Genomic DNA, 24,825 nt, shown 5'->3' with positions numbered 1-24,825 from the left:
GTCCTGCACTTCCCCCCCCCGCGGGGGGGGGGCCGCCCCCCCCCCGCCGCCTCTCCCCCGACTTAGGAAGACACCGATGACCAGGCAGTTCCTCACCGTCGACGCCGACGCGCAGGACGGGCACGCAACGATCACCGAGGCGGTCGAGGCCGCTGCCAGCGGTGCCCTCATCACCATCGCCCCCGGCCGCTACGAGGAGAGCCTCGTCCTGCGCGACGTGGTCACCCTGATGGCCCGCGACGGCCTGGGCAGCGTGGAGATCACCACCGGCAGCGGCTGCGCGGTGGTCTCGGGCGCCGAGGCGGTCAAGCTGTCGGGGCTGGTCCTGCGCGGCCGCCACGCCGACTACCCCGCGGTGGACATCCCCCTCGGGCAGCTGGAGATGGCCGACTGCGAGGTGGAGGGGGCCTCGTGGACCGCGGTGTCGGTGCGCGGCGGCGGCGCGCTCGCCATGCGCGACAGCCGCGTCACGTGCTCGGCGGGGGCGGGCGTGGTGATCACCTCCTCGGGGCCGAGCGTCATCGAGGACTGCGTGGTCGAGGAGGTCGGCACCAGCACCGTGGTCATCGGCGAGCAGGCCCGCCCCACGATCCGCTCCTGCGTGCTGCGGGACGCCGGGGGCAACGGCGTGTTCGTCAGCGGACAGGCCGCGGGCACGATCCGGGACTGCGAGATCTCGGGGACCAAGAAGCCCGCGGTGGCGTTGGAGGAGGGTGCCGCCATCTCGCTGCTGGGCACCCGCGTGCACGACACCGAGGGCGATGGCCTGTCGGTCTCCAGCAGGGCGCGCCCGGTGGTGGAGGACTGCGTGTTCGAGGACGTGGGCGGGCGGGGCATCGTCGTGCACAACGGTTCGGACCCGCAGGTGGCGCAGGTGCGCGTGGTACGCGCCAAGGGTGTGGCCATCCACCTGTCGGGCCGTGCGCGCGGGACCTTCACCGACTGCGAGGTGGAGGAGTCGGGCGGCGACGCCGTGCGCGCCGAGGACCGTGCCTCCACCGCCTTCCTCGGCCTGGTCGTGCGTCGTGGCCTGGGGCTGAGCCTGGGCGGCGACAGCGTCGTGGAGTTCGACCGCGGGCTGGTCAGCGAGACCGCCGGTCCCGGCGTGGTGGTCGAGGGGTGCGCACCGTTCCTGCGCGCGACCGCGATCACCGGGACCCGGGGCCAGGGCGTGGTGTTCGGCAAGGGCGGCCGCGGACGCCTGGAGGGCGTGACGCTGGAGCGCACCGGCAAGAGCGCCGTGTCCGTGGAGGAGGGCGGAGCGCCCCTGCTGACCGGTGTGCAGATCTCCGGGAGCCGCGATGCCGGGATCTCGGTGGGCTCGGGCGCGTCCGCCGACGTGCGCGACTGCGACGTGTCGGAGTGCACGGGCGACGGTATCGCCGTGCGGGCCGGAGGCAGCGCGACGGTGCTGCGCACCCGGGTGTACAACGGCCGCCGCAACGGCGTGCTGGTGGCGGCCAAGGCGAGCGCCACCCTGCGGCGGTGCGAGGTGTTCGGCAACGGCGCCGACGGCATCCTCGTGCACTCCGCCGAGAACGTGGCGGTGGAGGACTGCTCCGTTCGTGACAACGGCCGTTCCGGGCTGCGCCAGACCGTCGCCAGCCAGAGCATGCGCACGGAGGAGCTGCTCAGCCGCGGCAACGGGGCGCCGGACGCGTTCGGCGACCTGGCGGGCGCGCCCGTCGCGATGCCGGAGGCCCCCGTCTCCGAGCAGGCGGACGGGGATGTCGAAGAGGTCGGCCCCCTGCTGGAACTGGACTCGCTGGTGGGCCTGGCCGGGGTCAAGCACGAGGTCAAGACGCTCGTCACCCGCAACCAGATGGCCCAGCGCAGGGCCGAGATGGGTCTGCCCACGCCGCCCATGAGCCGCCACCTGGTCTTCGGCGGCGCTCCCGGTACGGGCAAGACGACGGTGGCACGGCTGTACGGGCAGATCCTCGCCGAACTGGACGTGCTGCGCTACGGGCACGTGGTGGAGGTGGCCCGCGCCGACCTGGTCTCGCAGTACGTGGGCGGCACGGCGATCAAGACCACCGAGGTGTTCGAACGGGCCAAGGGCGGCGTGCTGTTCGTCGACGAGGCCTACACGCTGGCGAGCGGCAGCGAGGGCGGGGGCAGCGGCCCCGACTTCGGCCGGGAGGCCATCGACGCCCTGGTCAAGCTCATGGAGGACCACCGCGACGAGGTCGTGGTGATCGTCGCCGGCTACACCGAGCAGATGCAGAGCTTCCTCGACACCAACCCCGGTCTGGCCTCCCGGTTCAGCCGGACCATCGAGTTCACCAACTACGAAGCCGAGGAACTGACGGAGATCGTGCGCAACATGTGCGGTTCCCACAGCTACCGGATGGCGGAGGAGACCGAGGCGGCCCTGCTCGCCCACTTCGAGCGGGTGCCCAAGGGCCCGGCGTTCGGCAACGGCCGTGAGGCCCGCAAGATCTTCGAGGAGATGATCGACCGCCAGGCGTTCCGGCTGGGCGGGACCATCCCCGACAGCCCGGACTCGCTCACCCTCCTGCTGCCCGAGGACCTCGGGGCGGCGGCCGAGGAGGAGAAGCTCGGCGGCACCACGGACGGGATCGCGGCCCTGCGCGAGGAGCTGAACGCCATGGTCGGCCTGGCGAGCGTGAAGGAGACCGTCAACGACCTGGCCAACCTGCTGCTGATGTCGCAGCAGCGGCTCGCCATGGGGCTCCAGGTGGCACCGATGAGCCACCACCTGGTGTTCGCGGGTCCTCCCGGTACCGGTAAGACGACCGTGGCGCGGCTGTACGGCAAGCTCCTGCACGCGCTGGGGGTGCTGCGCGGCGACCACGTGGTGGAGGCGGCCCGCTCGGACCTGGTGGGGCGCTACGTCGGGCACACCGCCCAGTTGACCGCCGAGGTGTTCGAGCGGGCCAAGGGCGGCGTGCTGTTCGTGGACGAGGCCTACTCGCTGGCGCCGCGCGGGTCGGGCAACGACTTCGGCCAGGAGGCCATCGACACCCTGGTCAAGCTCATGGAGGACCACCGCGACGAGGCGGTGGTCATCGTCGCCGGGTACACCAACGAGATGCAGCGCTTCCTCGACTCCAACCCCGGTCTGGCCTCGCGGTTCAACCACCAGGTGGAGTTCCCCGACTACAGCGACGACGAGCTGGTCACCATCGTCGAGCGGATGGCGAAGAGCTCGGGGTACACCTGCGGCGAACCGACGACGGCGGCCCTGCACGAGCACTTCTCGGGGGTGGTCCGGGACGTGAACTTCGGTAACGCCCGCTACGCGCGCCAGGTGCTGGAGCGGATGATCACCCGTCAGGCGGGCCGCCTGGTCAACGGCGTGCAGAACGCCACCAGGGAGGACTTCACCACCCTGCTGCCCGAGGACATTCCGGCCCGCTGACACCCCCGCCCCGGCCTGGCGGGGCGTCCTGGCCCCGCCACACCGGGGCGGGCGCGCGGAGTCGCGTGCCCGCCCCGACCGTTCCCGCCGGGCGCGGCGCGGTGACCGGACGGCGCACGGCCGCCGGTCCCACACGTGCGGGAAGCCCGCGTGTGCCCGGCGGGCGCCGCACCTCACCAGTCGTGCATGGAGCCGTCGAGGCGGCGGTTGACCGGCAGGTACCGGGCTTCGTAGGGGTAGCGGGCCGCGGCCTCCTCGTCGATCTCCACCCCCAGACCCGGCGCGTCGCCCGGGTGCATGTAGCCGTCCGCGAAGGTGTAGGAGGTCTTGAACACCTCGCTCGCGGGCTCCAGGTGCCCCATGTACTCCTGGATGCCGAAGTTGGGCACGGTCAGGTCCAGGTGCAGGGCCGCGGCGAACGACACCGGCGACAGGTCCCCCGCGCCGTGCGAGCCGGTGCGCACCCCGTACAGGTCGGCCAGGTCGAAGATGCGGCGCAGGTGCGTGATGCCCCCGCTGTGCGAGACCGACGTGCGGATGTAGTCGATGAGCCGTTCGGTGATCAGGTGCTGGCAGTCCCAGATGGTGTTGAAGACCTCCCCCACCGCCAGCGGGGTCGTGGTGTGCTGGCGGATCGTGCGGAACGCGCCCTGGTCCTCGGCCGGGGTGGGGTCCTCGATCCAGAACATGCGGTAGGGCTCCAGCGCCTTGCCCAGCTGTGCGGCCTCCAGCGGCGAGAGCCGGTGGTGGACGTCGTGCAGCAGGTGGAAGCCGTAGCCGAACCTGTCGCGGACCGCCTCCATCATCTTCGGGGCGAAGTCCAGGTAGGCGGGGGTGTGCCAGGCGTTGTCGGTGGGGACGGCGGCGTCCGCGGGTTCGTAGGTGTGGCCGGTGCCGGGGTGGTGCAGCCCGTAGGTGCTCTCCAGCCCGGGGACGGCGGCCTGGACGCGCACCGCCCGGTACCCCTGGTCCAAGAAGCCCCCGACCGCGTCCAGGAGGGTGTCGACCGACTCGCCGCTGGCGTGGCCGTAGACCATGACGCCGTCGCGGGCGGCGCCGCCGAGCAGCTGGTGGACGGGTTGGCCGAGCCGTTTGCCGAGGACGTCCCACAGGGCGCAGTCCACGGCGGCGATCGCGGTCATGGTGACGGGGCCGCGCCGCCAGTACGAGCCGCGGTACAGGTACTGCCAGATGTCGTTGATGCGGCCGGAGTCGCGGCCCACGAGCAGGGGGCAGACGTGGTCGCGCAGGTAGGAGGCGACGGAGAGTTCGCGGCCGTTCAGGGTGGCGTCGCCGAGGCCGGTGGTGCCGTCCTCGGTGGTGATCTTGAGGGTGACGTAGTTGCGTCCCGGGCTCGTCACGATGACGTCGGCGGAGGTGATCCTCATCGGTACTTCCTCGTGTGTGGGTGTGCACGCCCGGCGGAACCGGTCCGCGGAGGCGGCCGGACGGTGGCGCGCCCCCGCGGACCGGGGCCGTGGCACCACCGGCGCGGGCTCGCTCCGCCCCGGTACCCCGGCGTGCCCTGAGGCAGGTATATCGTTTTCCCAATCGGGTGTCGAGACCTGGAAAAACCGCGTCGGTTGGGGTAGTGTCCGCCGACACGGCCGGTTCATCGTTTTCCCGGGGGCCACGGACACGCGCCCGGGCCCTCCACGAACCCCGTTGGTAACCTGTCCGCGCCCCGGCCCCGCCCGCGACACCCAGTGAGGGCGGAGCGGGGAGCCTGCGATCGCGAAGGGAGCGGTACTGGTGCGCGAGGAAGTCCCCGGAGCCCCGCCTGGTCGGGGAGCGCCCTGATGGCCGTCCGCGGCTCCACCGGCCGCCCCACGATCTCCGACGTAGCCGCGTTGGCGGGGGTGTCGGTCTCCGCCGTGTCGAAGGTGGTCAACGACAAGGGCCGCATCGCCGAGCCCACCCGCCGGCGGGTCCTCGACGCGGTGCGCAAGCTCCAGTGGTCGCCCTCGGCCGCGGCCGTGGCGCTGCGCGGGGCGCGCACCCGGGCCATCGGCATGGTCTCGCGCCGCTCCCCCGACCTGCTGTCCTACGATCCGCACTTCGGTGTGCTGATCTCGGGCATCGAACGCGAACTCGCCCCCCTGGACTACGGCCTGCTGCTGCACATCGTGGGCGAGGAGGAGGACGCCGAACGGCGCGCCTACCGGCGCCTGGCCGAGGAGCGCCGAGTCGACGGCGTCATCCTCACCGAGAGCCTGGTCCGCGATCCCCGGTTCGAGCTGCTGCGGCGGCTCGGACTTCCCTCGGTGCTGATCGGCATGCCCTGGCGCGACGACCCGGTTCCGGCGGTGCAGGCCCCCGAACAGGAGCGGGGGGTGGTCGAGGCGGTCGGGCACCTGGCCTCGCTGGGCCACCGGCGCGTGGCCTACGTCTGCGGTCCCGAGGACCGCGTGCACACCGGTTTCCGCCGCGGGATCGTGGAGGAGCAGGTGCGGCGGCACGGGCTGTCCGCCGCCGTGCTGGCGGTTCCCGACTTCACCACCGAGGGGGCGGCCGCGGCCACCGACGAGGCGCTGTCGGCGGCCGAGCGGCCCACCGCGATCCTGTTCGCCAACGACATGATGGCGATCGCCGGGATCAGCGCCGCGCGCAGGCGTGGGTTGGAGGTGCCCCGGGACCTGTCCGTCATCGGCCATGACGGCCTGCCCCTGGGCGCGCTCGTGCAGCCGCGGCTGACCACGGTCGGCCATGACCTGGTGGGGCTCGGTCGGGCCGCCGCCCTGACGCTGGTCGCCGCACTGGACGGGGCGCCGGCCGACGTGCCCGCGATCGCCCCTCCCGGGCTCGTGGTGCGCGAGTCCACGGCGCCGCCCGAAGCCTGAGCCCGACCGCCCCGGCGCGGGGGCCCACTCACACGAGAGGGGCCCGGTCGGCGTCCAGGACGTTGACGCCCTCCGTCTCCAGGACCTCCTCGAAGGCGTCGAGCGACTCGGCCACGACGAAGGCGGCCTCGCTCCGGTGGATCGGGAGCAGCCACAGGAACCTCGCGCCCCCCGTCTCGGCGGGCGCCCACTCCAGCGCGGGGCCGTAGGGGTAGGGCAGGCTCACCAGGAGGTGGTCCATGCGCGAGCCCTCCGTCCACGGGCCGCCCACGTCGATCACCGAGCCGACGCCCAGCCGGTACTCCTCGAAGGAGTGCAGGTGGCTGACCATGGCCAGGGTCTCGGCGTGGGCCTGCGCCCCGGTCGGCGACATGAGGAAGAACTCGGTGCCTCCCCGCTCCTCGTGGACGGAGGAGCCGACCGTGACGTGGACCCAGCCATCGCCCGCGTTCCTGGGCGCCACCCGGTAGGTGGCGAAACCCGGGACCCGGTCGAGGAGCGGAGCGTGTTCCCAGGTGGCGGGCTCCACGGCGTGCCCATGCCAGAACTCCCGAACATGCCGTTCGAGCGCGAAGATCCGCGCGTCCTCCCCGGTCCTCAAGGAACCCGACCCCTCACTGTGCCTTCGGTCGCCGGGGACACTGCCCCGAAGCGCCCGCCGTACGGACATGTGGAACGGCCAGACTACGGCTTCGCTTCCACAGCGGGGATCGGGGAGGCCGTCCCGGCCGTGTTCCGGAACACCTGTGGGGCGGAAACGGCACGGGCGAGCGGCGGCCCTGTCCGCCGGGGATGACCCTGCACGGGGGCGCCCCGCCCCGGCGGTAGTCTGCTGCCCCGACCACACGCACGATCCGTGAGGAGACCACCACCATGGGCTCGACCGCATCGACCGGTCCCGGGGCCGCGACCCTGTCGGAGGTGGTCGACGGCGTGTACGCGTGGGTGCAGCCGGACGGCACCTGGTGGGTGAACAACGCGGGCGCGGTCATCGGTGAGGACGGCCTGCTGGTGGTCGACACCTGTGCCACCGAGACCCGCACCCGGCGCTTCTTCGACGCCCTGGCCCACGCCACCGACGGTGCCCCCGTCCGGTGGGCGGTCAACACCCACCAGCACGGCGACCACACCTACGGCAACAGCCTGCTGCCCGATTCCGCCGCGCTCATCGGACAGGCCGCCATGCGGGAGGCGCTTCTCCACGACCCGATCTTCGAGGCGTGCCCGCCTGTCTGGTCCCCCGCACCCGACTGGGGCAACGTCAGCCGTCGCGCCCCCTCGATCGTGCTGGACCGGGAACTGACCGTCTACACCGGGCGGCGGCGCGTGGACCTGCGCCACCCCGGGTACACGGCGCACACCCCCGGCGACGTCGTGGCGTGGCTGCCGGAGGAGCGCGTGCTCTACACCGGTGACCTGGTGTTCCACGGGCTGACGCCGCTCGTGTTCATGGGGTCGGTCGAGGGTGCGCTGCGCTCCCTGGAGTGGCTGCACGCCTTCGCCCCCGACCACGTGGTCCCCGGGCACGGGCCGCTGCTGGGCGCCGCCGAACTCGACGGAGTGCTGGGCGCCCACGAGCGCTACTACCGGTTCGTCCTGGACACCGCCCGTGCCGGGGTCGCCCGGGGAAGCACCCCGCTGGAGACCGCCCTCGCCTGCGACCTGGGCGAGTTCCGTGACTGGGACGACGCCGAACGCCTCGTGCTGAACCTGCACCGCGCCCACGCCGACCTCACCGGCACCACCATGGACCTGGAGGTGGCGCTGTCCGACGCCGTCGAGTGGAACGGCGGGATGCTCCCCACCAGCCTCTGACCCCGTGCGGGCGGGTACGGCCGCACCCGCCCGGACGGGCACCCGCTCCACGCTCCGTGATCCTGCACCTGGAACGTGCGGCAGCAGGTGGGCAGAGTCGGCGACTTCGCCGGTTGCGCGCGCAAACGGGCGCGCCGCCCCCGCCGGAGCAGGGGGCGCAACTCGTCCTGGCACCAGGCGGCCAGGATGGTCGGCGTCGTGCTCTCCGCGGTGCGGGGCTGCTCGGAGGAGGTCCCGGGGAGCGTCTTCGAAGGTTTTGGGGTCGGCGAGCGGCCGTCCGGGCGATCTCCCGCACGACGGTGTGCGACGCTCGGCCCCGTTGTGCTTCACGCGCGCGAAGGCGCGGCGAGGGGAAGCCCGGTGGACGCGGGTCCGGAAGGACGCAAGAGCACGGCCTACGCGTCCGGGGAGGCGACCGCCCGCGCGAGCCATCCGCGGCTCCGGCGTGAGAAGTCCTCCGCCACGGGTGCGTCGGGCGCCCACGCCTCGAAGCCGTGGGGGGCGCCGGGGGCGATCTCCAGCTCGCACTCCACCCCGGCCTCGCGCAGGCGCCTCGCGTAGCCGGTGGCCTCGTCGAAGAACAGGTCGATGTCGCCCACCCCGATCCACGCCGGGGGCAGTCCGCGCAGGTCGTCGCGCCGGGCGGCCACCGCGTAGGGTTCCGTCTCCCCGCCCGGTTCCCGCCCCAGGTAGGCGCTCCAGCCGAACCGGTTGAGGCGGTTGTTCCAGACCCAGTGCCGTTCGTCGTCCAGTTCGGTCCGGGCCGCGGTCCGGTCGTCGAGCATCGGGCAGCCGAGCAGCTGCGCCCGGGGCCGGACCCCGCCGCGGTCGTGGAGCCGGTGCACCAGGCAGGCGGCGAGGCCGCCGCCCGCGCTCTGCCCCCCGACGGCGATCCGGGTGCGGTCCACCCCGAGCCGTCCGCACGAGTCCTGGAACCAGTCCCAGGCGGCGACGCAGTCGTCGACCGCGGCCGGGAACGGCTCCTCCGGCGCCAGCCGGTAGTCGACCGAGACCACGACCAGGCCCAGGTCGCGCGCGGTGGTGGAGCAGAAGCGGTCGTCCTGCGAGGGTTGGCCGATGACCAGGCCGCCGCCGTGGATCCACAGCAGGCCGGCCCCGGACGCGCCCGACTCCGGCTCGTAGACGCGCACGGCGACGCCGTCCTCGGACAGGTCCCGGAACCGGACCCCGTCGACCACCGCGTCCTTGCTGAGGCCGCGCTGGGCGGCCCTGAGCATCCGGCGCACGCGCGTCCGGTGCAGCGGCAGGACGGGAACCCGCCGCACCGCCTGGCGCAGTTCGGGGTGCACCCTCGTCAGTTCCATCGTCCGCTCCTGTCGACGGCCGCCCTCGCGGCCCCGCCTCGTCGTCGACAATGTACTCCCGCGTCCGCTCCTCACCGCAGGGCCCCCGGCGGATGCGTGCGGGCGTTCCCGTCCCTACTTCAGCGAGGTCACGGTCCGCCGGACGGGTCGGCGGCGCCGACCGTCCGTGAAGTACTCGGGTGAGACCGCCCTGATGCGTTCGACGTCCTCGAACACGGCGCGCAGGTGGGCGCGGAGCGCCTGGACCGCGACGTCGAGGTTCCCCGCCTCGATCGCGTCCACCACCTGCGTGTGCTGTTCGAGGAGGTCCCCCATCGGCCGTGTGTCGATCAGGCTCAGCCGCCGCGCGCGGTCCAGGTGGGCCTTGGCCGCGTTGACGGTCCGCCAGGCGCTCTCGTGTCCGGCCAGGGCCAGGAGGGCCCGGTGGAACTCCTCGTCCAGCTCGAAGAACCGGTCGTGGTCGCCCGCGGCCTCGGCCCCGTGCTGCGCCTGGAGGTTGTCCCGCAGGTCGGCCACGTGCGCGGGCGAGAACGGGGGCTCGGCCTGGGCGAGGGAGGTGCACTCGACCGCCTCCCGGATGAACTGCGCCTGCGCGACGCGCTCGGGGTCAACGAGCGAGACGAAGCTCCCCACCTGCGGGTAGACCTCCACCAGTCCCTCCTCGCGCAGGAGGATGAGACTCTCGCGCACGGGGGTGCGGCTCACCGCGAGCTCGGCGGCGAGTTCGTTCTCGGACAGCGGCGCCCCGGGTTTGAGCTCCAGGGTGATGACCGCGCGACGGATGGTGTCCAAGGTGCGGTCCCGTGCGGACAGCAGGGGTCCCCCGGAGCGGGTGTCGTCAGCCATGTCCGGAGTCTACCGCCATTGACGCCACTGGTATACCAGTGCTTGTATACCAGTTGCCACGACGTTCACACCCGGTTTCCCGGCGATGTCACCGCAGGTAGAAGCCGTCCGACGAAGGAACCTCCCATGACCGAACAGGCGCCACCGTCCCCGGCGGGGCAGGGCGAACGCAGCACACGGGACCTCACGAAGGCCTCGGTCTCCGGGTGGCTCGGAACCGCCATGGAGTTCATGGACTTCCAGCTCTACTCCCTGGCCGCCGCCCTGGTCTTCAACCAGATCTTCTTCCCCGACCTCAACCCGGCGATCGGCCTGATCGCGGCGATGGGCACCTACGGTGTCGGGTACGTGGCCCGCCTCGCCGGGGCGGTCTACTTCGGCCGCATGGGCGACCGCCTCGGGCCGAAGAAGGTCCTGTTCATCACCGTCGCGCTCATGGGCGTCTCCACCACGCTGATCGGCGCACTGCCGACCTACCAGCAGGTGGGCCTCCTCGCCCCGATCATGCTCGTGGGCCTACGGCTGGCGCAGGGCTTCGGCGCGGGTGCCGAGATCGCGGGCGCCACGGTGATGCTGGCGGAGTACGCCCCCGCCAGGCGGCGCGGGTTCATCGCCTCCCTGGTGTGCCTGGGGACCAACTCCGGAACCCTGGGCGCCTCGGCGATCTGGGCCGTCCTGGTGTTCACCCTCTCCGAGGCCGAACTACTGGCCTGGGGCTGGCGCATCCCGTTCCTGGCCAGCGCCCTGCTCCTGCTCCTGGCCCTGTGGATCCGCCACTCCGTCAAGGAGAGCCCCGTCTTCGAGCAGCGCGAGGACATCGTCGACGGCGTGGCCCTGTCCCGGGAGGAACTCGCCGCCGCCGCCGAGGAGAAGGACAGGAGCAGCCTGGAGGCCGCCCTCCACCAGCGCAAGGGCCGCGCCTTCCTGATCGCCCTCGGACTCCGCTTCGGCCAGGCCGGCAACTCCGGCATCGTCCAGACCTTCCTCGTCGGCTACCTCGGCGCCACCCTGCTGATGGACGGCTCGGTCGGCACGAGCGCCATCGTGTACGGCTCCCTGCTCGGGTTCGTCACCGTCCCCCTGGTCGGCGTACTCGGTGACCGCTTCGGCCGCCGCCCCCTCTACTTCTGCCTCACGGTCGCGAGCATGCTCTTCGCCGTGCCCATGATGCTGATGATCAACTCCGGCGACGTCGTCCTCGTGACCATCGCGATGGTCGTCGGTCTCAACCTCTCGGTCCTGGGCCTGTTCTCGGTGGAGAGCGTCACCATGGCCGAGCTGTTCGGGGCGCGCACGCGCTTCACGCAGCTGGCCCTGGCCAAGGAGATCGGCGGCGTCCTGGCCACGGCCATCGGCCCGGTGCTGGCCGCGACGCTCACCGCGGTGACCGGGTCCTGGTGGCCCCTGGCCGCCATGATCATCACCTACTCCCTGATCACACTCGTCTCCACGTACTTCATGCCCGAGGTGCGCGGACGCGACCTGGTTCGACTGGAGGACGCCGTATGAGGGCCGTCACCGTGCACGGGGCCGAGGACCTGCGGGTCGACGAGCGCCCCGAACCCGTGGCCGGCGAGGGGCAGGTGGTCGTCGCCGTGGAGTGGGGCGGCATCTGCGGATCCGACATCGCCTACTGGCGCCACGGGCGCTCCGGCACCGCCGTCCTGCGCGACCCCCTGGTCCTGGGACACGAGATCGCCGGACGCGTCGTCCGGGTCGGCCCCGGCGTGAGCGGGGTCGAGGAGGGCCTGCCCGTCACCGTGCACCCGGCGGAGCTGGTCGGGGACGGGCGCATGCCCGAGCGGCTGGCGGGGCGCACCAACCTGTACCCGCGGGTGCGGTACTTCGGGTCGGCCGCGTTCCACCCGCACACCGACGGCGGCTTCAGCGAGTTCAGGGCGGTGCGCGCCCAGCAGCTGCGCCCCCTCCCCGACGGGGTCGGAACACGCGAGGGCGCGCTGGCGGAGCCGCTGGCCGTGGCCCTGCACGCCGTGTCCCGCGCCGGGGACGTCACCGGCCGGGACGTGACCGTGAACGGGGCCGGCCCCATCGGTTCGCTCGTGGCAGCCGCCCTCGGGCACGCCGGGGCCCGACGGGTCACCGTCGCCGACATCGACCCGGCGTCGCTGGCGGTCGCCGCGGCCATGGGCGCGGACGAGCTCCGCGACGTCTCCCGGGGCGAGCGGCTCCCCGAGGACGCCGAGATCGTCATCGAGGCGTCCGGTGCGCCGGGGGCGCTCGGCGCCGTCCTGCGCTCGACCGCGCGGGGAGGGACCGTCGTGCAGGTGGGCAACCTCCCCGGTGCTGAGGCCGCCGCGGTCCTGGGCGACCTCGTCACCCGGGAGATCGTCTGGAAGGGCTCCTACCGCTTCGTCGACGAGATCGACGACGCGCTCACGGCGATGGCCGAGGGGCTCGACGTCAGCCCTCTGATGACCCACACCTTCCCCCTGTCCCGCGCCGAGGAGGCGATGCGCGTGGCCGCCGACCCCGCTTCGGGCAGCAGCAAGGTCATGCTGCGGTTCGGTCCCGACCACCCCTCCGACCCCGTACTCCCCGGAAGGGGCACCCTGTGAAGATCACGGACGCGCGCGTCGTCGTCTCCTCCCCCGGCCGCAACTACGTCACCCTGGTCATCGAGACCGAGGACGGCGTCACCGGCGTCGGCGACGCCACGCTGAACGGGCGCGAGCTGTCGGTCGCCTCCTACCTGCGCGACCACCTGTGCCCGCTCCTCATCGGCCGCGACGCGCGCCGTATCGAGGACACCTGGCAGTACCTCTACAGGGGCGCGTACTGGCGCCGCGGCCCGGTCACGATGACCGCGATCGCGGCCGTGGACGTGGCCCTGTGGGACATCAAGGGCAAGGCCGCGGGAATGCCCGTCTACCAGCTGCTCGGCGGCGCCGCACGGGACGGCGTCATGGTCTACGGGCACGCCAGCGGCTCCTCGCTCGACGACCTGGCAACGGACTTCCAGCGCCACCTCGACCTGGGGTACAAGGCGATCCGCGTCCAGGCGGCGGTGCCCGGCCTGGACAAGACCTACGGCATCGCTGGGGCCGGCGGGCGGGTGTACGAGCCCGCCAACGGCAACCGGCCGCAGGAGGACGCCTGGGAGACCTCGCTCTACCTCGACTTCGCGCCGACCGTGCTCCGGCACGTCCGCGAGGAGTTCGGCTACGGCGTGCACGTGCTCCACGACGTCCACCACCGGCTCAGCCCGATCGAGGCGGGCCGGCTGGGAGCGGCGCTGGAGCCCTACCGGCCGTTCTGGATGGAGGACCCGACCCCGGCCGAGGACCAGTCGGCCTTCCGCCTGATCCGGCAGCACACCACCACCCCCGTCGCGGTGGGCGAGGTCTTCAACTCGATCTGGGACTGCCAGCAGCTGATCACCGAACGGCTCATCGACTACATCCGCACATCGGTCTCCCACACCGGTGGCATCACCCACCTGCGCCGCGTGTTCTCCCTGGCGGACCTGTACGGGGTGCGGTCCGGCTCCCACGGCGCCGGGGACCTGTCGCCGATCGCCATGGCGGCGGCCCTGCACGTCGACCTGAGCATCCCCAACTTCGGCATCCAGGAGTACATGGGCCACGCGGGCCCCTTCGACGAGGTCTTCCGCGCCGGCTACAGCTTCACCGACGGGTACATGCACCCGGGTGAGGCGCCGGGCCTGGGCGTGGAGTTCGACGAGGAGGCGGCCGCCCGCCACCCCTACGACCCCCGCTACCTGCCGGTCAACCGGCGGCTGGACGGAACGGTGCACGACTGGTGACCGCTCACGAACTCGACGTCGCCGTCCTGGGCGAGATCCTCCTGGAGGTGTCCACCGAAGAACCGGTGGCGCACGGGGTCCCCGCCCGCCTCGGGGTGTCCGGCGACGCCCTCAACGTCGCCGCGGCGGCAGCCCGGGCCGGTGCCCGGGTCGGCCTGGCCGCGGCCTTGACCGACGACTCCCTGGGCCGCGCGATCGCCGACCGCGTCGCCGAACTGGGAGTCTCCACGTCGCTCCTGCGCTTCCGCCCCGGGCAGCAGGGCGTCTACCTGGTCCACAGCGACCCCGAGGGGGAACGGGCGTTCGCCTACGCCCGCAACGGGAGCGTCGGATCGACGCTGTGCCCCGACGACCTGGACGAACAGGCCCTGGCCGGCGCCGGCGCGGTCGTGGCCTCCGGTATCGCCTGCGCCGTCTCCGAGAGCGCGCACGAGGCGGTCAGGACCGCGGCACGCCTGGCCCGGAGGTTCGTGTTCGACCCCAACCACCGACCGGGGCTGACCACACGGGAGGACGCGGCCGCGGTCCTGGCCGAGTTCGCGCCCCTCGCCCACCTCGTCACCCCCTCCCACCCGGGGGAGACCTCGTCCCTCCTGCGGAGCGCGTCGCCGGCGGAGGCCGCCCGGCGCCTTCTGGACGCGGGCACCCGGCACGTCGCGGTGACGTGCGGGTCCAGCGGCGTCCACCTGGCCACGGCGGAGGGGAGCACCTGGGTCGACGCGGTTCCGGCTCCCCTGGTCCTGGACCAGACCGGCGCCGGGGACGCGTTCCTGGGCACCCTGAGCGCCCGTATGGTCCTGGGTGACGGATTCGAGCGGGCGGCCCGGCTCGCCGCGGCCGTCGCCAGCCTCAACGTCGGCGGGCGCGGCGGGACGGGGCTGCTGCCCACCCTGGAACAGGCGCGCGCCCACGCGGCGCGGGCGGGAGCTGAACGATGAACAGACTGGACCTGGCCTCACTCGGCCGGTCGGGGCGCTCCCCGGCCCTGGACCGGAAGTCTCTGCGCACCGGGGTGGTCCACCTCGGCGCGGGGGCGTTCTTCCGTGCCCACACGGCCGTGTACACCGAGGACGCCATGCTGGCGACCGGGGACACCTCGTGGGGGATCAGCGCGGTGACCGGGCGGTCGGCGCGCGTGTGGGAGCAGTTGGCGCCGCAGGACGGACTGTTCAGCGTGACCGAGCGCGGCTCGGGGAGCGGTGCCGCCCGTGTGGTCTCCTCCGTCACCGAGACCCTCGCCGGGCCGCGCGACCCCCTGGCCGTCGTGGAGCGCATCGGCGATCCGGGCACCCGGGTCGTGACCCTCACCGTGACGGAGAAGGGCTACCGGGCCGACCCCCTGACCGGACGCCTGGACCTGGGGGATCCGGCGGTGCGGGCGGACCTGGACGGCGCTCCCCCGCTCACCTCCGTCGGGCAGGTCGCCCGGGGCCTCCAGCTGCGCATGCTCCGCGACGCCGGCCCGGTCAGCGTGGTCTCCTGCGACAACCTGTCCGGGAACGGGGACCGGCTGGGCGCACTGGTCGCCGACTTCGCCGACGCCCTGCCCGGATCCGAGGGCGACCGGCTGAGGACCTGGGTGGGAAGGTCGGTCTCCTTCCCCAACACGATGGTCGACCGGATGGTCCCGGCCACCACGCCGGAGGACCTGGACCTGGTGGAGGGGGCCCTGGGGCTGCGTGACGAGGCCGCCGTGATCGCCGAGCCCTTCCGCCAGTGGGTGGTCGAGGACCGCTTCGCGGCGGACCGCCCCCGGTGGGAGAGCGCGGGGGCGCTCTTCACCGACGACGTCCGCCCCTGGGAGGAGACCAAGCTCCGCGTCCTCAACGCCGGCCACTCGCTGCTCGCCTACCTGGGGCTCGCACTGGGGCACCGCACCATCGCCGAGTGCGCGGCCGACACCGCCGCGGCCGAGGCGGTGCACCGGCTCATCCACGAGGAGGCCCTGCCCTCGCTGCGCCTGCCCGGAGGGCTCGACGGTCCCGCCTACGCGGAGTCGGTCCTGGCCCGGTTCGCCAACCCCGCGCTGGGCCACACGACCGCGAAGGTCGCCGCCGACGGCTCCCAGAAGATCGGTCCGCGCCTGCTCCCCACGGTCCGGGCGGTCCTGGACGGGGGAGGAGAACCCCGCTGGAGCGCACTGGCGGTGGCGGCCTGGATGCACCACGTCGCCACCGCCGGGCCCCGGGTGGAGGACCCCCTGGCCGCCACCCTCGCCGGGCTGCTGCCCGACCGCAGGCGTGCCGCGGACGTGGTCCCCCGCCTGATGGGGGCCGGGATCTTCCCCGGGGAGGTCGTCGCCGACGCCCTCTTCACCGGCCCGGTGACCCACTGGTACGAGCTCATCGACGCCGCGGACACCCGCGCCCTCGGCAAGGAGATCGCCCTGTGACGCCGGCGGACGCCGTTCTGGGCCGGTCCCCGGTCATCCCCGTGGTCACGGTCGACGACCCCGGCCGGGCCGTCCCCCTGGCAGAGGCGCTCCTGGCCGGCGGTGTCGGGATCGTCGAGATCACCCTGCGCTCCCCCGGAGCCCTCTCCGCCGTCCGCGCGGTGGCCCGCGAGGTGCCGGGCGTGCTGGTGGGGGTGGGGACGGTGCTCGCACCCCGCCAGGCGGACGCCGCCGTCGAGGCCGGAGCCGACTTCCTCGTCACCCCGGGCACCACCCCGGAACTGCTGCGGTACCTCGCCCGGAGCGGGGTCGCGGCCCTGCCGGGGGTGGCGACGGTGAGCGAGGTGCTGGCCGCCAGGGAGCAGGGGTTCCTCGCGCAGAAGGCCTTCCCCGCCTCGGCCCTGGGCCCGGGTTTCCTGAGAGCCGTGGCCGGGCCGGTCCCCGACGTCGTGTTCTGCCCGACGGGCGGGATCACGGCCGACAGCGCCGCCGACTACCTGGCGGCGCCCAACGCGGCGTGCGTCGGCGGAAGCTGGCTCACCCCGCGGGACGCGGTCCGGGACGGGGACTGGGAGCGCGTCACCCGGCTCGCCGCCGAGGCGGTCGCGCTCCGCTGACCCGGCTCAGGCGGCGGTGACCGCCGCCGCCAGCAGCACCGCGGCCGAGAACAGCAGCGCCCCCGGCGCCCCGGCCGTGCCCGCCATCCCCGCCGCGGCGGCGGGGATGGCCACCTGGCCGAGGCGGTTGCCCCAGATGCGCAGGGCCAGCGCGGCGCCCTTCGCCTGCTGGGGCGCCGCGGTGGCGACCTCCGCCATGGTCAGCGGCTGCCCCAGCCCCAGCAGGAACCCGCCCGCGACGAGCACCGCGCCCAGCGCGAGCGGTCCGGCGTTCGGCACGGCGACCAGCGCCAGGGCCAGAGCCGCAACGGACGTGCTGGCCACGATCAGCTGCTTGCGCGACCAGCGCGCGAGCAGCCGGGAGAGCATCAGCCGCGAGAGCAGGGAGCTTCCCGCCCGCAGGCTCAGCAGGACGCCCACGAGCACGGGCGGGATGCCCCGGCTCTCCGCGATCAGCGGGAGGTACGCGGTGAGGATGTCCACGGCCGAGAGGAGGGCCAGGCTGGCCAGGAGCGCGGAGGGCATGCCGCGCCTGCGCAGGAGGGCCAGGGTCGGGACGGGCTCGCTGCCCGCTCCCCCGGGGTGCGCCGGGGAACGCAGTCGCAGCAGGAACAGGACCGGTAGGAGCCCCAGGGCGGCCGTGGCGCAGGCGATCACGAGCGCCGTCGAGGTCGCGGAGAGCAGGGCCGGCCCGGAGGCCTCGGCGAGGACGGCGCCGGAGATCAGCGGCCCGGCGAGCTGTCCCAGCGACGCGGCGGCGGTGAACCAGCCGAAGTCGCGGTCCAGGTTCCCGGGCGGGGAGAACCGCGCGATGAGCCCCTGCCCGGCGACCATGCACAGCAGGTGGCCGACCCCGACCACGGTGCTGGCGACCGCGAGGGAGACCAGGCCGGTCGTGAACGCCAGGAACACGCATCCGGCGGCCAGGACCACCGCGCCCAGCCCGACGATCCAGGCGGTGCGCCGGGCGAGGTCGGTCGCCCTGCCCAGGGGGACGGCGATCAGGAGGGGGAGCAGCGCGTACGCGGCGGTGACGAGGCCGACCGCCACGGCGTCCCCGCCGACCGCGATGGTCCGGTAGGAGATGAGCGGCCGGGCGAGGTTGAGGGCGGTGTGGGTCAGCACCACACTCGTCAGGAGCGGCCACAACCATGCCTGTCCCGGTGTGCGCCCGACCCCCATGAAGCCCCCTCCAGATCACCACTGTCGCCCCACGCACACCAGTGATCTCAGAAATCACAGAAATCCCAGGTGCGAGCGGATCATCCCATGACTCCCTCTCGCCCTGGTGAGCGCCCCCGCGCCCGGCCCGCCGCCGCGCTCCGTACCGGCCTACCCGTGCGGCCCCGGGCGCGTGGACTCGCGCCAGATGATCCTGTTGAGCGGCCCCTCCGACAACTCCGGCCCGGTCCCGCGGACCGAGGCGACCAGGCGCGCCATGGCATCGCGGCCCAGGCGGTCGTTGCCCGCGATGACGACGGTGACACCGCCGCCCTCGGGGAGGGAGCGCACGGCCTCGCGGCCGGACTCGTCCGACCAGTCGCCGTCGACCACCCCGTGGGACTCCAGACCGAGGCGTTCGATCGCGCTGAGGCAGGTCTCCTTGCGCCCCCGGGCCGAGGCGAACCGCAAAGAGCCCGCCACGTGCAAAAACCGCCGGTGGCCCGCCTCGGCCAGGCCCGCCACGAGTTCGGCGACGACCGACCCGTCGGCGAGTGCGCCGATACCGCGCATCTGGTCGTCGTAACCGGCGGAGACGGCGACGGGGGCTCGCCCCTCCGGCCCCCGGCCACCGTCGTGGGCGATCGGGGCCAGGGACAGGATGCCCTCACCTGACCCGAGGCGAGGAACCAGTGCCCGAGACGGTCACCCTCGGCCCGGGGGACGTCCTGGACCTCCGCCACCGCCTGGTGTTCGTCGACCGCAGGTGCGCCGCGGACGAGGTAGGAGCGCTCGCGGCGGAGTTCGCGCCGGAGGGGGTCGCGGTCGACGCGCTGGCCCCCCGGGACGGTCCTGTGGTTCGGCCCGGGCACGGTGCACCGCCTGGTCAACCACGGCGGGCTGGAGATCGTCACGGTCATGCAGAACGCGGGGCTCCCCGAGGCGGGTGACGCGGTCCTCACGTTCCCGCGTGCGGTGCTGGCGGACCGGGCGGCCTACGACGCCGCCGCCCGCCTCTCCCAGGAGGCACCGGAGGAGGAGCGCGCCGAGCGGGCCAGAACCCGCCGCGACCTCGCGATGGAGGGGTACCTGGAGCTCGTGGGGGCGGTCCGGCAGGACGGCGGGGAGGCGCTCCGCGAGTTCCACCGGCCGGCGGCGGAGATCGTGCGCCCCCGCGTGGGTGCGTGGCGGGAGATCTGGCGCGAGGGGGTGGAGAGGGAGGTGGAGCTGACCCGGCGGCAGCTGGCGTCGCTGGAACGGGGCGACCCCGGCGTCATGGGCGAGGCCTCCGTGGTGCGCACCGAACCGCTCCCGGGGGCTCGGCACTTCGGCATGTGCGGACGGCTGCGCAAACGGCGGCCCCGGGCCCCCGGAGGAGCCGCGGAAGAGGGGTGGTCCCCCTCCCCCGAGGAGCGGTGCGGCGCTCCGCGCGGGCCCCTAACCGAAGGACGGCAGGCTGGGCACCGCCGCCGTGAGGGCGGTGCGCACCAGGGCGCTCATCCCACCCCCGGAGGCCGCGTCCGCACCGCGGTGGTGCCGGACCTGTTCCTCGGCGGCCAGGCGCAGCGCGGCGTTGAGGGTCGCGGCCTGCACCCGGATGGCGAGGTCGTCGGCGGAGCCGCCGGTGCGGGCGGCGATGACGTCGGCGAAGACCGCCTCGGCAGCGTGGTGGACCTCAAGCCAGACCGCCATGAGGCCGGGTTCGGTGCGGGTCATCCGGATGAGGTCCGTGACGGACTCCTCCGGGACCAGGGCGTTCCCGTCGAAGACCCGCTCCCGGTCCAGGTGGACGAGGAGGGGGGTGTCCGCCGGGCAGGAGCGCAGGTGGCCGGCCATCAGGTCCAGGCCCGTCGTGAGCAGGGGCCGCACGCAGCTCTCCTTGGAGGGGAAGTACCGCCACACCGTCCGGGTGGAGATCCCGAGCGCGTGCGCGATGTCGTCACCGGTGGTGCCCGACACCCCCTTCTCGGTGAACAACCGCACCGCTGCGCGGGCGATCTCCATGCGGATGATCTCCCTGCGCCGCTCCGTCATGGGCGGGCGGCCCCGGGTCGAGGGCTCGGGATACGGGGACCGGGTCGTCGGCACGGCTATCCCTCCACTCCGGCTTCCAGGGCGAACCCACTCTACCCAGGTCGTGCCCCTCTCTCTAATATTTGTCTCTTAGTGACAAAAAGTCCTACAGTGACAGGCGTGGTCACGGCACCACCGCGACCTCGCCCGAGGCCGCGCACCACCAGCGAGAGGGCTTCCCATGACCGGATCGGACCTGAGGAACAAGAGCGTCATCGTCACCGGAGGCGGATCCGGCATCGGCAGGGCCTGTGCCCTGGCCTTCGCGAAGGAGGGGGCCCGGGTCCTCCTCGCCGACATCGACGCCGGCTCGGCCGAGGAGGTGGCCAAGGAGATCCGGGCCGCGGAGGGCGCCGCCGAGACCGTGATCGGGGACCTGAGCCGGCCCGAGGTCGTCGACACGGTGGTCGCGACCGCCGTCGAGAAGCTGGGAGGGATCGACGTCCTGGTCAACAACGCCGGGATCATGGACGACCTCTCCGCCGCGGCCGACGTCTCCGACGCCGTCTGGGAGCGGCTCCTGCGGGTGAACCTGACGGCGCCCTTCCTGCTCACCCGCGCGGTCCTGCCGCACATGGTGGACCGGGGCCGGGGCTCGATCGTCTTCACCGCCTCGGAGGCGTCGCTGCGCGGCAGCGCGGCCGGAACCGCCTACACGGCGTCCAAGCACGGCGTGATCGGCCTGATGAAGTCGACGGCGATCATGTACCGCGACAAGGGCGTGCGGGTCAACGCGGTCGCGCCGGGCGGCACCGCCACCTCCATCTCCGTCGACCCGACTTCGGCCATGACGGGGCCCGCCGTCCTGGGGCACTACGCCGCGAACATGGGACGGGTCGCCGAGGCCTCCGAGCTCGCCTCGGCGATCGTCTTCCTCGCCTCCGACGCCGCGAGCAACGTCAACGGCGTGGTGCTCCCGGTGGACAACGGATGGTCGGCCGTCTGAACCGCGGCGATGCGACCCCGGGCCCGGTCCTGCGCGCGACGCCGGGACGGGCCCGGGTCCGCATCGACCCCGGAGCCGGGGACGGCTCCGTCGGCGGCCGGCCCCGGACACATCGCGGGGCGACACGGCCGAGGAGGGCGCACTCCTTGATTCATACCCCCTAGGGGTATAAATTGAGCGGCATGAACGCGACTTCCCACGAACACGACCCGCACTCCGACCACGCGGGTCACTCCGGGCACGGCGACCACGCGGGCCAGTTCCGGCGGTTGTTCTGGATCATGCTGGTCCTTGCCGTTCCCACGGTCGGGCTGAGCACGATGTTCGCCTCCACCGTCGGCTACACCGTCCCCGACGTGCCCGGCGCCGCATGGGTCCCGCCCGTGCTCGGCACCGTGATGTACCTCTGGGGCGGTCGCCCGTTCCTGACGGGTGCGGTCAGCGAGGCCAGGGCGCTCAGGCCCGGCATGATGCTGCTGATCGCCCTGGCCCTCACGGTGGCGTTCTTCGCCTCCTGGGGTGCGAGCCTGGGCGTGCTCTCCCACGAGCTGGACTTCTGGTGGGAGCTGGCCCTGCTCGTCGTGATCATGCTCCTGGGCCACTGGATCGAGATGCGTTCGCTGGCGCAGACCTCGTCCGCGCTGGAGTCCCTGGCCGCGCTGCTGCCCGACGAGGCCGAGAAGATCGTCGGGGACGGAGTGGTCACCGTCGCCCCCGCCGACCTCGCCCTCGGAGACACGGTCATCGTCCGCCCCGGCGGACGGGTACCGGCGGACGGGCAGGTCACGGAGGGCACCGCCGACGTCGACGAGTCGATGATCACCGGCGAGTCCCGCCCGGTCGGCCGGGGCCCCGGGGACCAGGTCGTCGCCGGGACCGTCGCCACGGACACGGCACTGCGGGTGCGGATCACCGCCGTGGGCGAGGACACCGCGCTCGCGGGCATCCGGCGCCTGGTCGCCGACGCCCAGAACTCGTCCTCGCGCGCGCAGCGCCTGGCCGACAGGGCCGCCGCCTGGCTGTTCTGGTTCGCGCTGGTCGCGGCGGTCCTCACCCTCACCGCCTGGTCGGTCCTCGGGAGGCCCGACGACGCCCTGATCCGCACCATCACGGTCCTCGTCATCGCCTGCCCCCACGCCCTCGGACTGGCCATCCCGCTGGTGGTCTCCATCGCCACGGAGCGCGCCGCGCGGGGCGGCGTCCTGGTCAAGGACCGCATGGCGCTGGAGAGCATGCGCACCGCCGACACCGTCCTCTTCGACAAGACCGGCACCCTGACCAAGGGCGAGCCCACCGTCACCCATGTCGCCCCCGGTGCCGGACTCGGCGAGGACGAGGTCCTGGCACTGGCCGCCTCGGTGGAGTCCGACAGCGAGCACCCGCTGGCCAGGGCCATCGTGACGGCCGCGCGCCGCCGGGGCGTCGACGTCCCCGTGGCCACCGGCTTCCGCGCGTCCACCGCCGTGGGGGTCTCGGCAACCGTGGGGGGCACACGGATCGGCGTGGGCGGCCCCGGCCTGCTGGCGGAGCACGGAGCCGCCGAGATGGAGGTCGCGCAGACCTGGAAGGACAGGGGCGCGATCATCCTGCACGTACTGGCCGACGGAGAGGTGGTCGGTGCGATCGCTCTGGCGGACGAGGTCCGCGAGGAGTCCCGGCAGGCGGTGCAGGCCCTGCACGCCCTCGGCGTCAGGGTCGTGATGATCACCGGGGACGCCGAGGCCGTCGCGAACTCCGTCGCCTCCGAACTGGGCGTCGACCAGGTCTTCGCCGGGGTCAGGCCGCAGGACAAGGGCGCCCGGGTCGCCGGACTCCAGCGCGAGGGTCACACGGTCGTCATGGTCGGGGACGGCGTCAACGACGCCCCCGCCCTCGCCCAGGCCGACGTCGGGCTGGCGATCGGCGCCGGGACCGACGTCGCGATCTCCTCGGCCGGGGTGATCCTGGCGAGCGACGACCCCCGGTCGGTCCTCTCGGTGATAGAGCTGTCCCGTGCCGGCTACCGCAAGATGCAGCAGAACCTGTGGTGGGCCGCCGGGTACAACCTGATCTCGGTGCCGCTCGCGGCCGGGGTGCTCGCCCCCGTCGGGTTCGTCCTGCCGATGGCCGTGGGCGCGTTGCTGATGTCGCTGTCGACGGTCGTGGTCGCCCTCAACGCGCAGCTGCTGCGCCGGCTCGACCTGAGCCCCGGGGCGAGCACGGCGGCCGTGTTGCGATCGGGGGCCCGCTCCGCGTAGCCGGCCGCGGCCCGGGAGGAGCCACCGGGGCCACGGTTCCGGTCCTGCGCGAACACCGCCGTCCCCACCGCCGCCGGCCGGGCGGTACCCAGGTCGAGGACGGTTCGCGACCCCGGTCACCACGTCCTCTCCCATTTGGGGCGTCCCCGAAACACCGATCCGCGGAAGTGCCCTGCCCGCCGGCGGAACCGGGCCGGGCGACACCGCGTTCGCAAGGGGTGACGAGCCGTTCCGCGCCCGCCCTCGCGGGAGACCCCGCGGGCACGGCCCCCTTGAAAGGAACTCCATGGTCTTCAAGCGTCTGCTCGCGGCCTTCGGTGTCGGTGGACTCAGCATCGACACCGTCGTCGAGACCCCCCACACCCGCCCCGGATCCGTCCTGGAGGGACGCGTGGAGCTGAGCGGCGGAGAAGGGGAGGCCGAGATCGCGGAGATCGTCCTGGCCCTGGTCGTCGGTGTCGAGGACGGCGACGAGCACGAGGGCGTGGAGTTCGCCCGGGTCCCGGTGGCCTCCGGGATCCGGTTGGCGGCCGGGGAGACCCTGTCCGTGCCCTTCACCTTCGGCATCCCCTGGCAGACTCCGGTCACCGAGGCCGGGGGCGGGTCCCTGCCGGGCGTGATGGTGGGCCTGCGCACCGAGGTGGTCGTCGACGGCGCCTCCGACAAGGGCGACCTGGACAGGCTGCACGTCCACCCGCTGCCCGTCCAGGAGCGCGTGCTGGAGGCACTGGCGCGGTTGGGGTTCGGGTTCAAGAACACCGGTGTGGAGACCGGGTACCTGTCGGGGACGGCGCAGGAGTACCCGTTCTTCCAGGAGTTCGAGTTCCACCCCTCCGAACGGTACGCCCACGACGTCAGCGAGGTCGAGATCGCCCTGGTCCCCGACCCCGAGGGTGTGTCGGCGGTGGTGGAGTTCGACCGCCGCGGCGGGATGTTCTCCGAGGACGGGGAGGTGTACAGCGGGTTCCGTGTCGGGCACGCCGAAGCCGACCGCCTGGACTGGGCGGGGACGCTGGACTCCTGGATCGGGGAGACGCTCCGGCGTCACCGCGAGCTGTTCGGCGGCCCGTACCCCGGTGAGGGGGAGCAGTACTACGAGGAGGAGGAGCGCGGCGGCATGCTCGGCGCCGTCGGCGGGGTCGCCGCGGGTGTGGTGGGCGGTCTGGCCGCGGGCTACGTGGTGTCCGAGATCGTGGACGGGGTCGGCGAGGACCCCGACCCGGACGAGGAGGACCAGCCCGCGGAGGAAGAGGACGCCGAGGAAGAGGACGGGGAGTCCGACGAGGAGTGACCCCGGCCGGTTCGGGAGGACGCGGAAGGGCCCCGGTCGCGCTGCCGCGACCGGGGCCCGCCCCCGCCCTGCCCCCGTGGCCCCGCCCTCGCGGCGGGTACGGGCGCAGGCAC

Annotated in this window: 19 protein-coding genes; 12 read left to right on the top strand and 7 right to left on the bottom strand. The window is 73.5% G+C overall.

Features of this window, described 5'->3' with window-relative positions; all coding sequences use genetic code 11:
- Positions 1-76: 76 nt before the first annotated feature.
- Positions 77-3,385: a right-handed parallel beta-helix repeat-containing protein gene (locus ACFWTE_RS01875; RefSeq protein WP_378776953.1), complete on the top strand. Its 3,309-nt coding sequence runs from the start codon at positions 77-79 to the stop codon at positions 3,383-3,385.
- Between the two features lie 173 nt (positions 3,386-3,558).
- Here ACFWTE_RS01875 and manD (ACFWTE_RS01870) read toward each other — a convergent pair whose 3' ends face one another.
- On the bottom strand, positions 3,559-4,773 hold the full coding sequence (manD, locus tag ACFWTE_RS01870; protein ID WP_378776951.1) for a D-mannonate dehydratase ManD: 1,215 nt from the start codon (positions 4,771-4,773) through the stop codon (positions 3,559-3,561).
- Positions 4,774-5,184: 411 nt separating this feature from the next.
- On the opposite strand from manD (ACFWTE_RS01870), the gene ACFWTE_RS01865 reads away from it, so the two are divergent.
- Positions 5,185-6,225, top strand: a complete 1,041-nt coding sequence (locus ACFWTE_RS01865; protein WP_378776949.1) for a LacI family DNA-binding transcriptional regulator — start codon at positions 5,185-5,187, stop codon at positions 6,223-6,225.
- Between the two features lie 28 nt (positions 6,226-6,253).
- On the opposite strand, the gene ACFWTE_RS01860 is transcribed toward ACFWTE_RS01865, so the two are convergent.
- Complete coding sequence (locus ACFWTE_RS01860; RefSeq protein WP_378776947.1) at positions 6,254-6,826, bottom strand: suppressor of fused domain protein; 573 nt, start codon at positions 6,824-6,826, stop codon at positions 6,254-6,256.
- Between the two features lie 272 nt (positions 6,827-7,098).
- Between ACFWTE_RS01860 and ACFWTE_RS01855 the strand changes: the two genes are divergently transcribed.
- A complete protein-coding gene (locus tag ACFWTE_RS01855) occupies positions 7,099-8,040 on the top strand; it encodes an MBL fold metallo-hydrolase (protein WP_378776945.1) in 942 nt (313 codons plus the stop codon).
- A gap of 395 nt (positions 8,041-8,435) precedes the next feature.
- Here the strand turns inward: ACFWTE_RS01855 and ACFWTE_RS01850 are convergent, their stop codons facing one another.
- Positions 8,436-9,365: an alpha/beta hydrolase gene (locus ACFWTE_RS01850; protein ID WP_378776943.1), complete on the bottom strand. Its 930-nt coding sequence runs from the start codon at positions 9,363-9,365 to the stop codon at positions 8,436-8,438.
- A gap of 114 nt (positions 9,366-9,479) precedes the next feature.
- A complete protein-coding gene (locus ACFWTE_RS01845; RefSeq protein ID WP_378776941.1) occupies positions 9,480-10,211 on the bottom strand; it encodes a GntR family transcriptional regulator in 732 nt (243 codons plus the stop codon).
- Between the two features lie 126 nt (positions 10,212-10,337).
- Here ACFWTE_RS01845 and ACFWTE_RS01840 point away from each other — a divergent pair, with 126 nt between their 5' ends.
- Genes ACFWTE_RS01840 through ACFWTE_RS01815 form a run of 6 tightly spaced genes read left to right on the top strand, consistent with a single transcriptional unit; the run spans position 10,338 to position 17,004 of the window.
- Positions 10,338-11,720, top strand: a complete 1,383-nt coding sequence (locus ACFWTE_RS01840) for an MFS transporter (protein WP_378776939.1) — start codon at positions 10,338-10,340, stop codon at positions 11,718-11,720.
- The gene (locus ACFWTE_RS01835) at positions 11,717-12,787 is read left to right on the top strand and encodes an L-idonate 5-dehydrogenase (protein WP_378776937.1); all 1,071 of its coding nucleotides are present in this window, start codon (positions 11,717-11,719) and stop codon (positions 12,785-12,787) included. Before ACFWTE_RS01840 ends, ACFWTE_RS01835 begins: the two co-directional genes overlap by 4 nt.
- The gene (gene manD / locus ACFWTE_RS01830) at positions 12,784-13,995 is read left to right on the top strand and encodes a D-mannonate dehydratase ManD (RefSeq protein WP_378776935.1); all 1,212 of its coding nucleotides are present in this window, start codon (positions 12,784-12,786) and stop codon (positions 13,993-13,995) included. The genes ACFWTE_RS01835 and manD (ACFWTE_RS01830) overlap by 4 nt, the downstream gene beginning before the upstream one ends.
- A complete protein-coding gene (locus ACFWTE_RS01825; protein ID WP_378776933.1) occupies positions 13,992-14,933 on the top strand; it encodes a PfkB family carbohydrate kinase in 942 nt (313 codons plus the stop codon). Before manD (ACFWTE_RS01830) ends, ACFWTE_RS01825 begins: the two co-directional genes overlap by 4 nt.
- Positions 14,930-16,387 carry a mannitol dehydrogenase family protein gene (locus tag ACFWTE_RS01820; RefSeq protein ID WP_378776931.1) on the top strand — a complete coding sequence of 486 codons (1,458 nt, stop codon included), beginning with the start codon at positions 14,930-14,932 and terminating at the stop codon, positions 16,385-16,387. Before ACFWTE_RS01825 ends, ACFWTE_RS01820 begins: the two co-directional genes overlap by 4 nt.
- The gene (locus tag ACFWTE_RS01815; protein ID WP_378776929.1) at positions 16,384-17,004 is read left to right on the top strand and encodes a bifunctional 4-hydroxy-2-oxoglutarate aldolase/2-dehydro-3-deoxy-phosphogluconate aldolase; all 621 of its coding nucleotides are present in this window, start codon (positions 16,384-16,386) and stop codon (positions 17,002-17,004) included. Before ACFWTE_RS01820 ends, ACFWTE_RS01815 begins: the two co-directional genes overlap by 4 nt.
- A gap of 6 nt (positions 17,005-17,010) precedes the next feature.
- Here the strand turns inward: ACFWTE_RS01815 and ACFWTE_RS01810 are convergent, their stop codons facing one another.
- From ACFWTE_RS01810 to ACFWTE_RS01800, 3 genes are all read right to left on the bottom strand, one after another.
- Positions 17,011-18,186 (bottom strand): MFS transporter, encoded by a 1,176-nt coding sequence (locus ACFWTE_RS01810; RefSeq protein ID WP_378776927.1) that lies wholly within the window; start codon positions 18,184-18,186, stop codon positions 17,011-17,013.
- 150 nt (positions 18,187-18,336) lie between these two features.
- Entirely contained in the window at positions 18,337-18,738 is a 402-nt protein-coding gene (locus tag ACFWTE_RS01805) for a hypothetical protein (protein WP_378776925.1), read from the bottom strand.
- An 864-nt stretch (positions 18,739-19,602) separates the two neighbouring features.
- Complete coding sequence (locus ACFWTE_RS01800; RefSeq protein ID WP_378776984.1) at positions 19,603-20,199, bottom strand: TetR/AcrR family transcriptional regulator; 597 nt, start codon at positions 20,197-20,199, stop codon at positions 19,603-19,605.
- Between the two features lie 220 nt (positions 20,200-20,419).
- Between ACFWTE_RS01800 and ACFWTE_RS01795 the strand changes: the two genes are divergently transcribed.
- The 3 genes from ACFWTE_RS01795 (at position 20,420) to ACFWTE_RS01785 (ending at position 24,712) form a co-directional block, all read left to right on the top strand.
- Positions 20,420-21,184, top strand: coding sequence for an SDR family NAD(P)-dependent oxidoreductase (locus ACFWTE_RS01795; protein WP_378776923.1), 765 nt, complete (start codon positions 20,420-20,422; stop codon positions 21,182-21,184).
- A 182-nt stretch (positions 21,185-21,366) separates the two neighbouring features.
- Positions 21,367-23,421 (top strand): heavy metal translocating P-type ATPase, encoded by a 2,055-nt coding sequence (locus ACFWTE_RS01790; RefSeq protein WP_378776921.1) that lies wholly within the window; start codon positions 21,367-21,369, stop codon positions 23,419-23,421.
- Between the two features lie 286 nt (positions 23,422-23,707).
- A complete protein-coding gene (locus tag ACFWTE_RS01785; protein ID WP_378776919.1) occupies positions 23,708-24,712 on the top strand; it encodes a sporulation protein in 1,005 nt (334 codons plus the stop codon).
- Positions 24,713-24,825 lie beyond the last annotated feature (113 nt).

It is taken from the genome of Nocardiopsis sp. NPDC058631 (assembly GCF_042716955.1).
Taxonomy (GTDB): Bacteria; Actinomycetota; Actinomycetes; order Streptosporangiales; family Streptosporangiaceae; genus Nocardiopsis.
The sequence above is the reverse complement of the archived record's forward strand: the minus strand, read 5'-3'. Positions and strand labels throughout refer to the sequence as shown.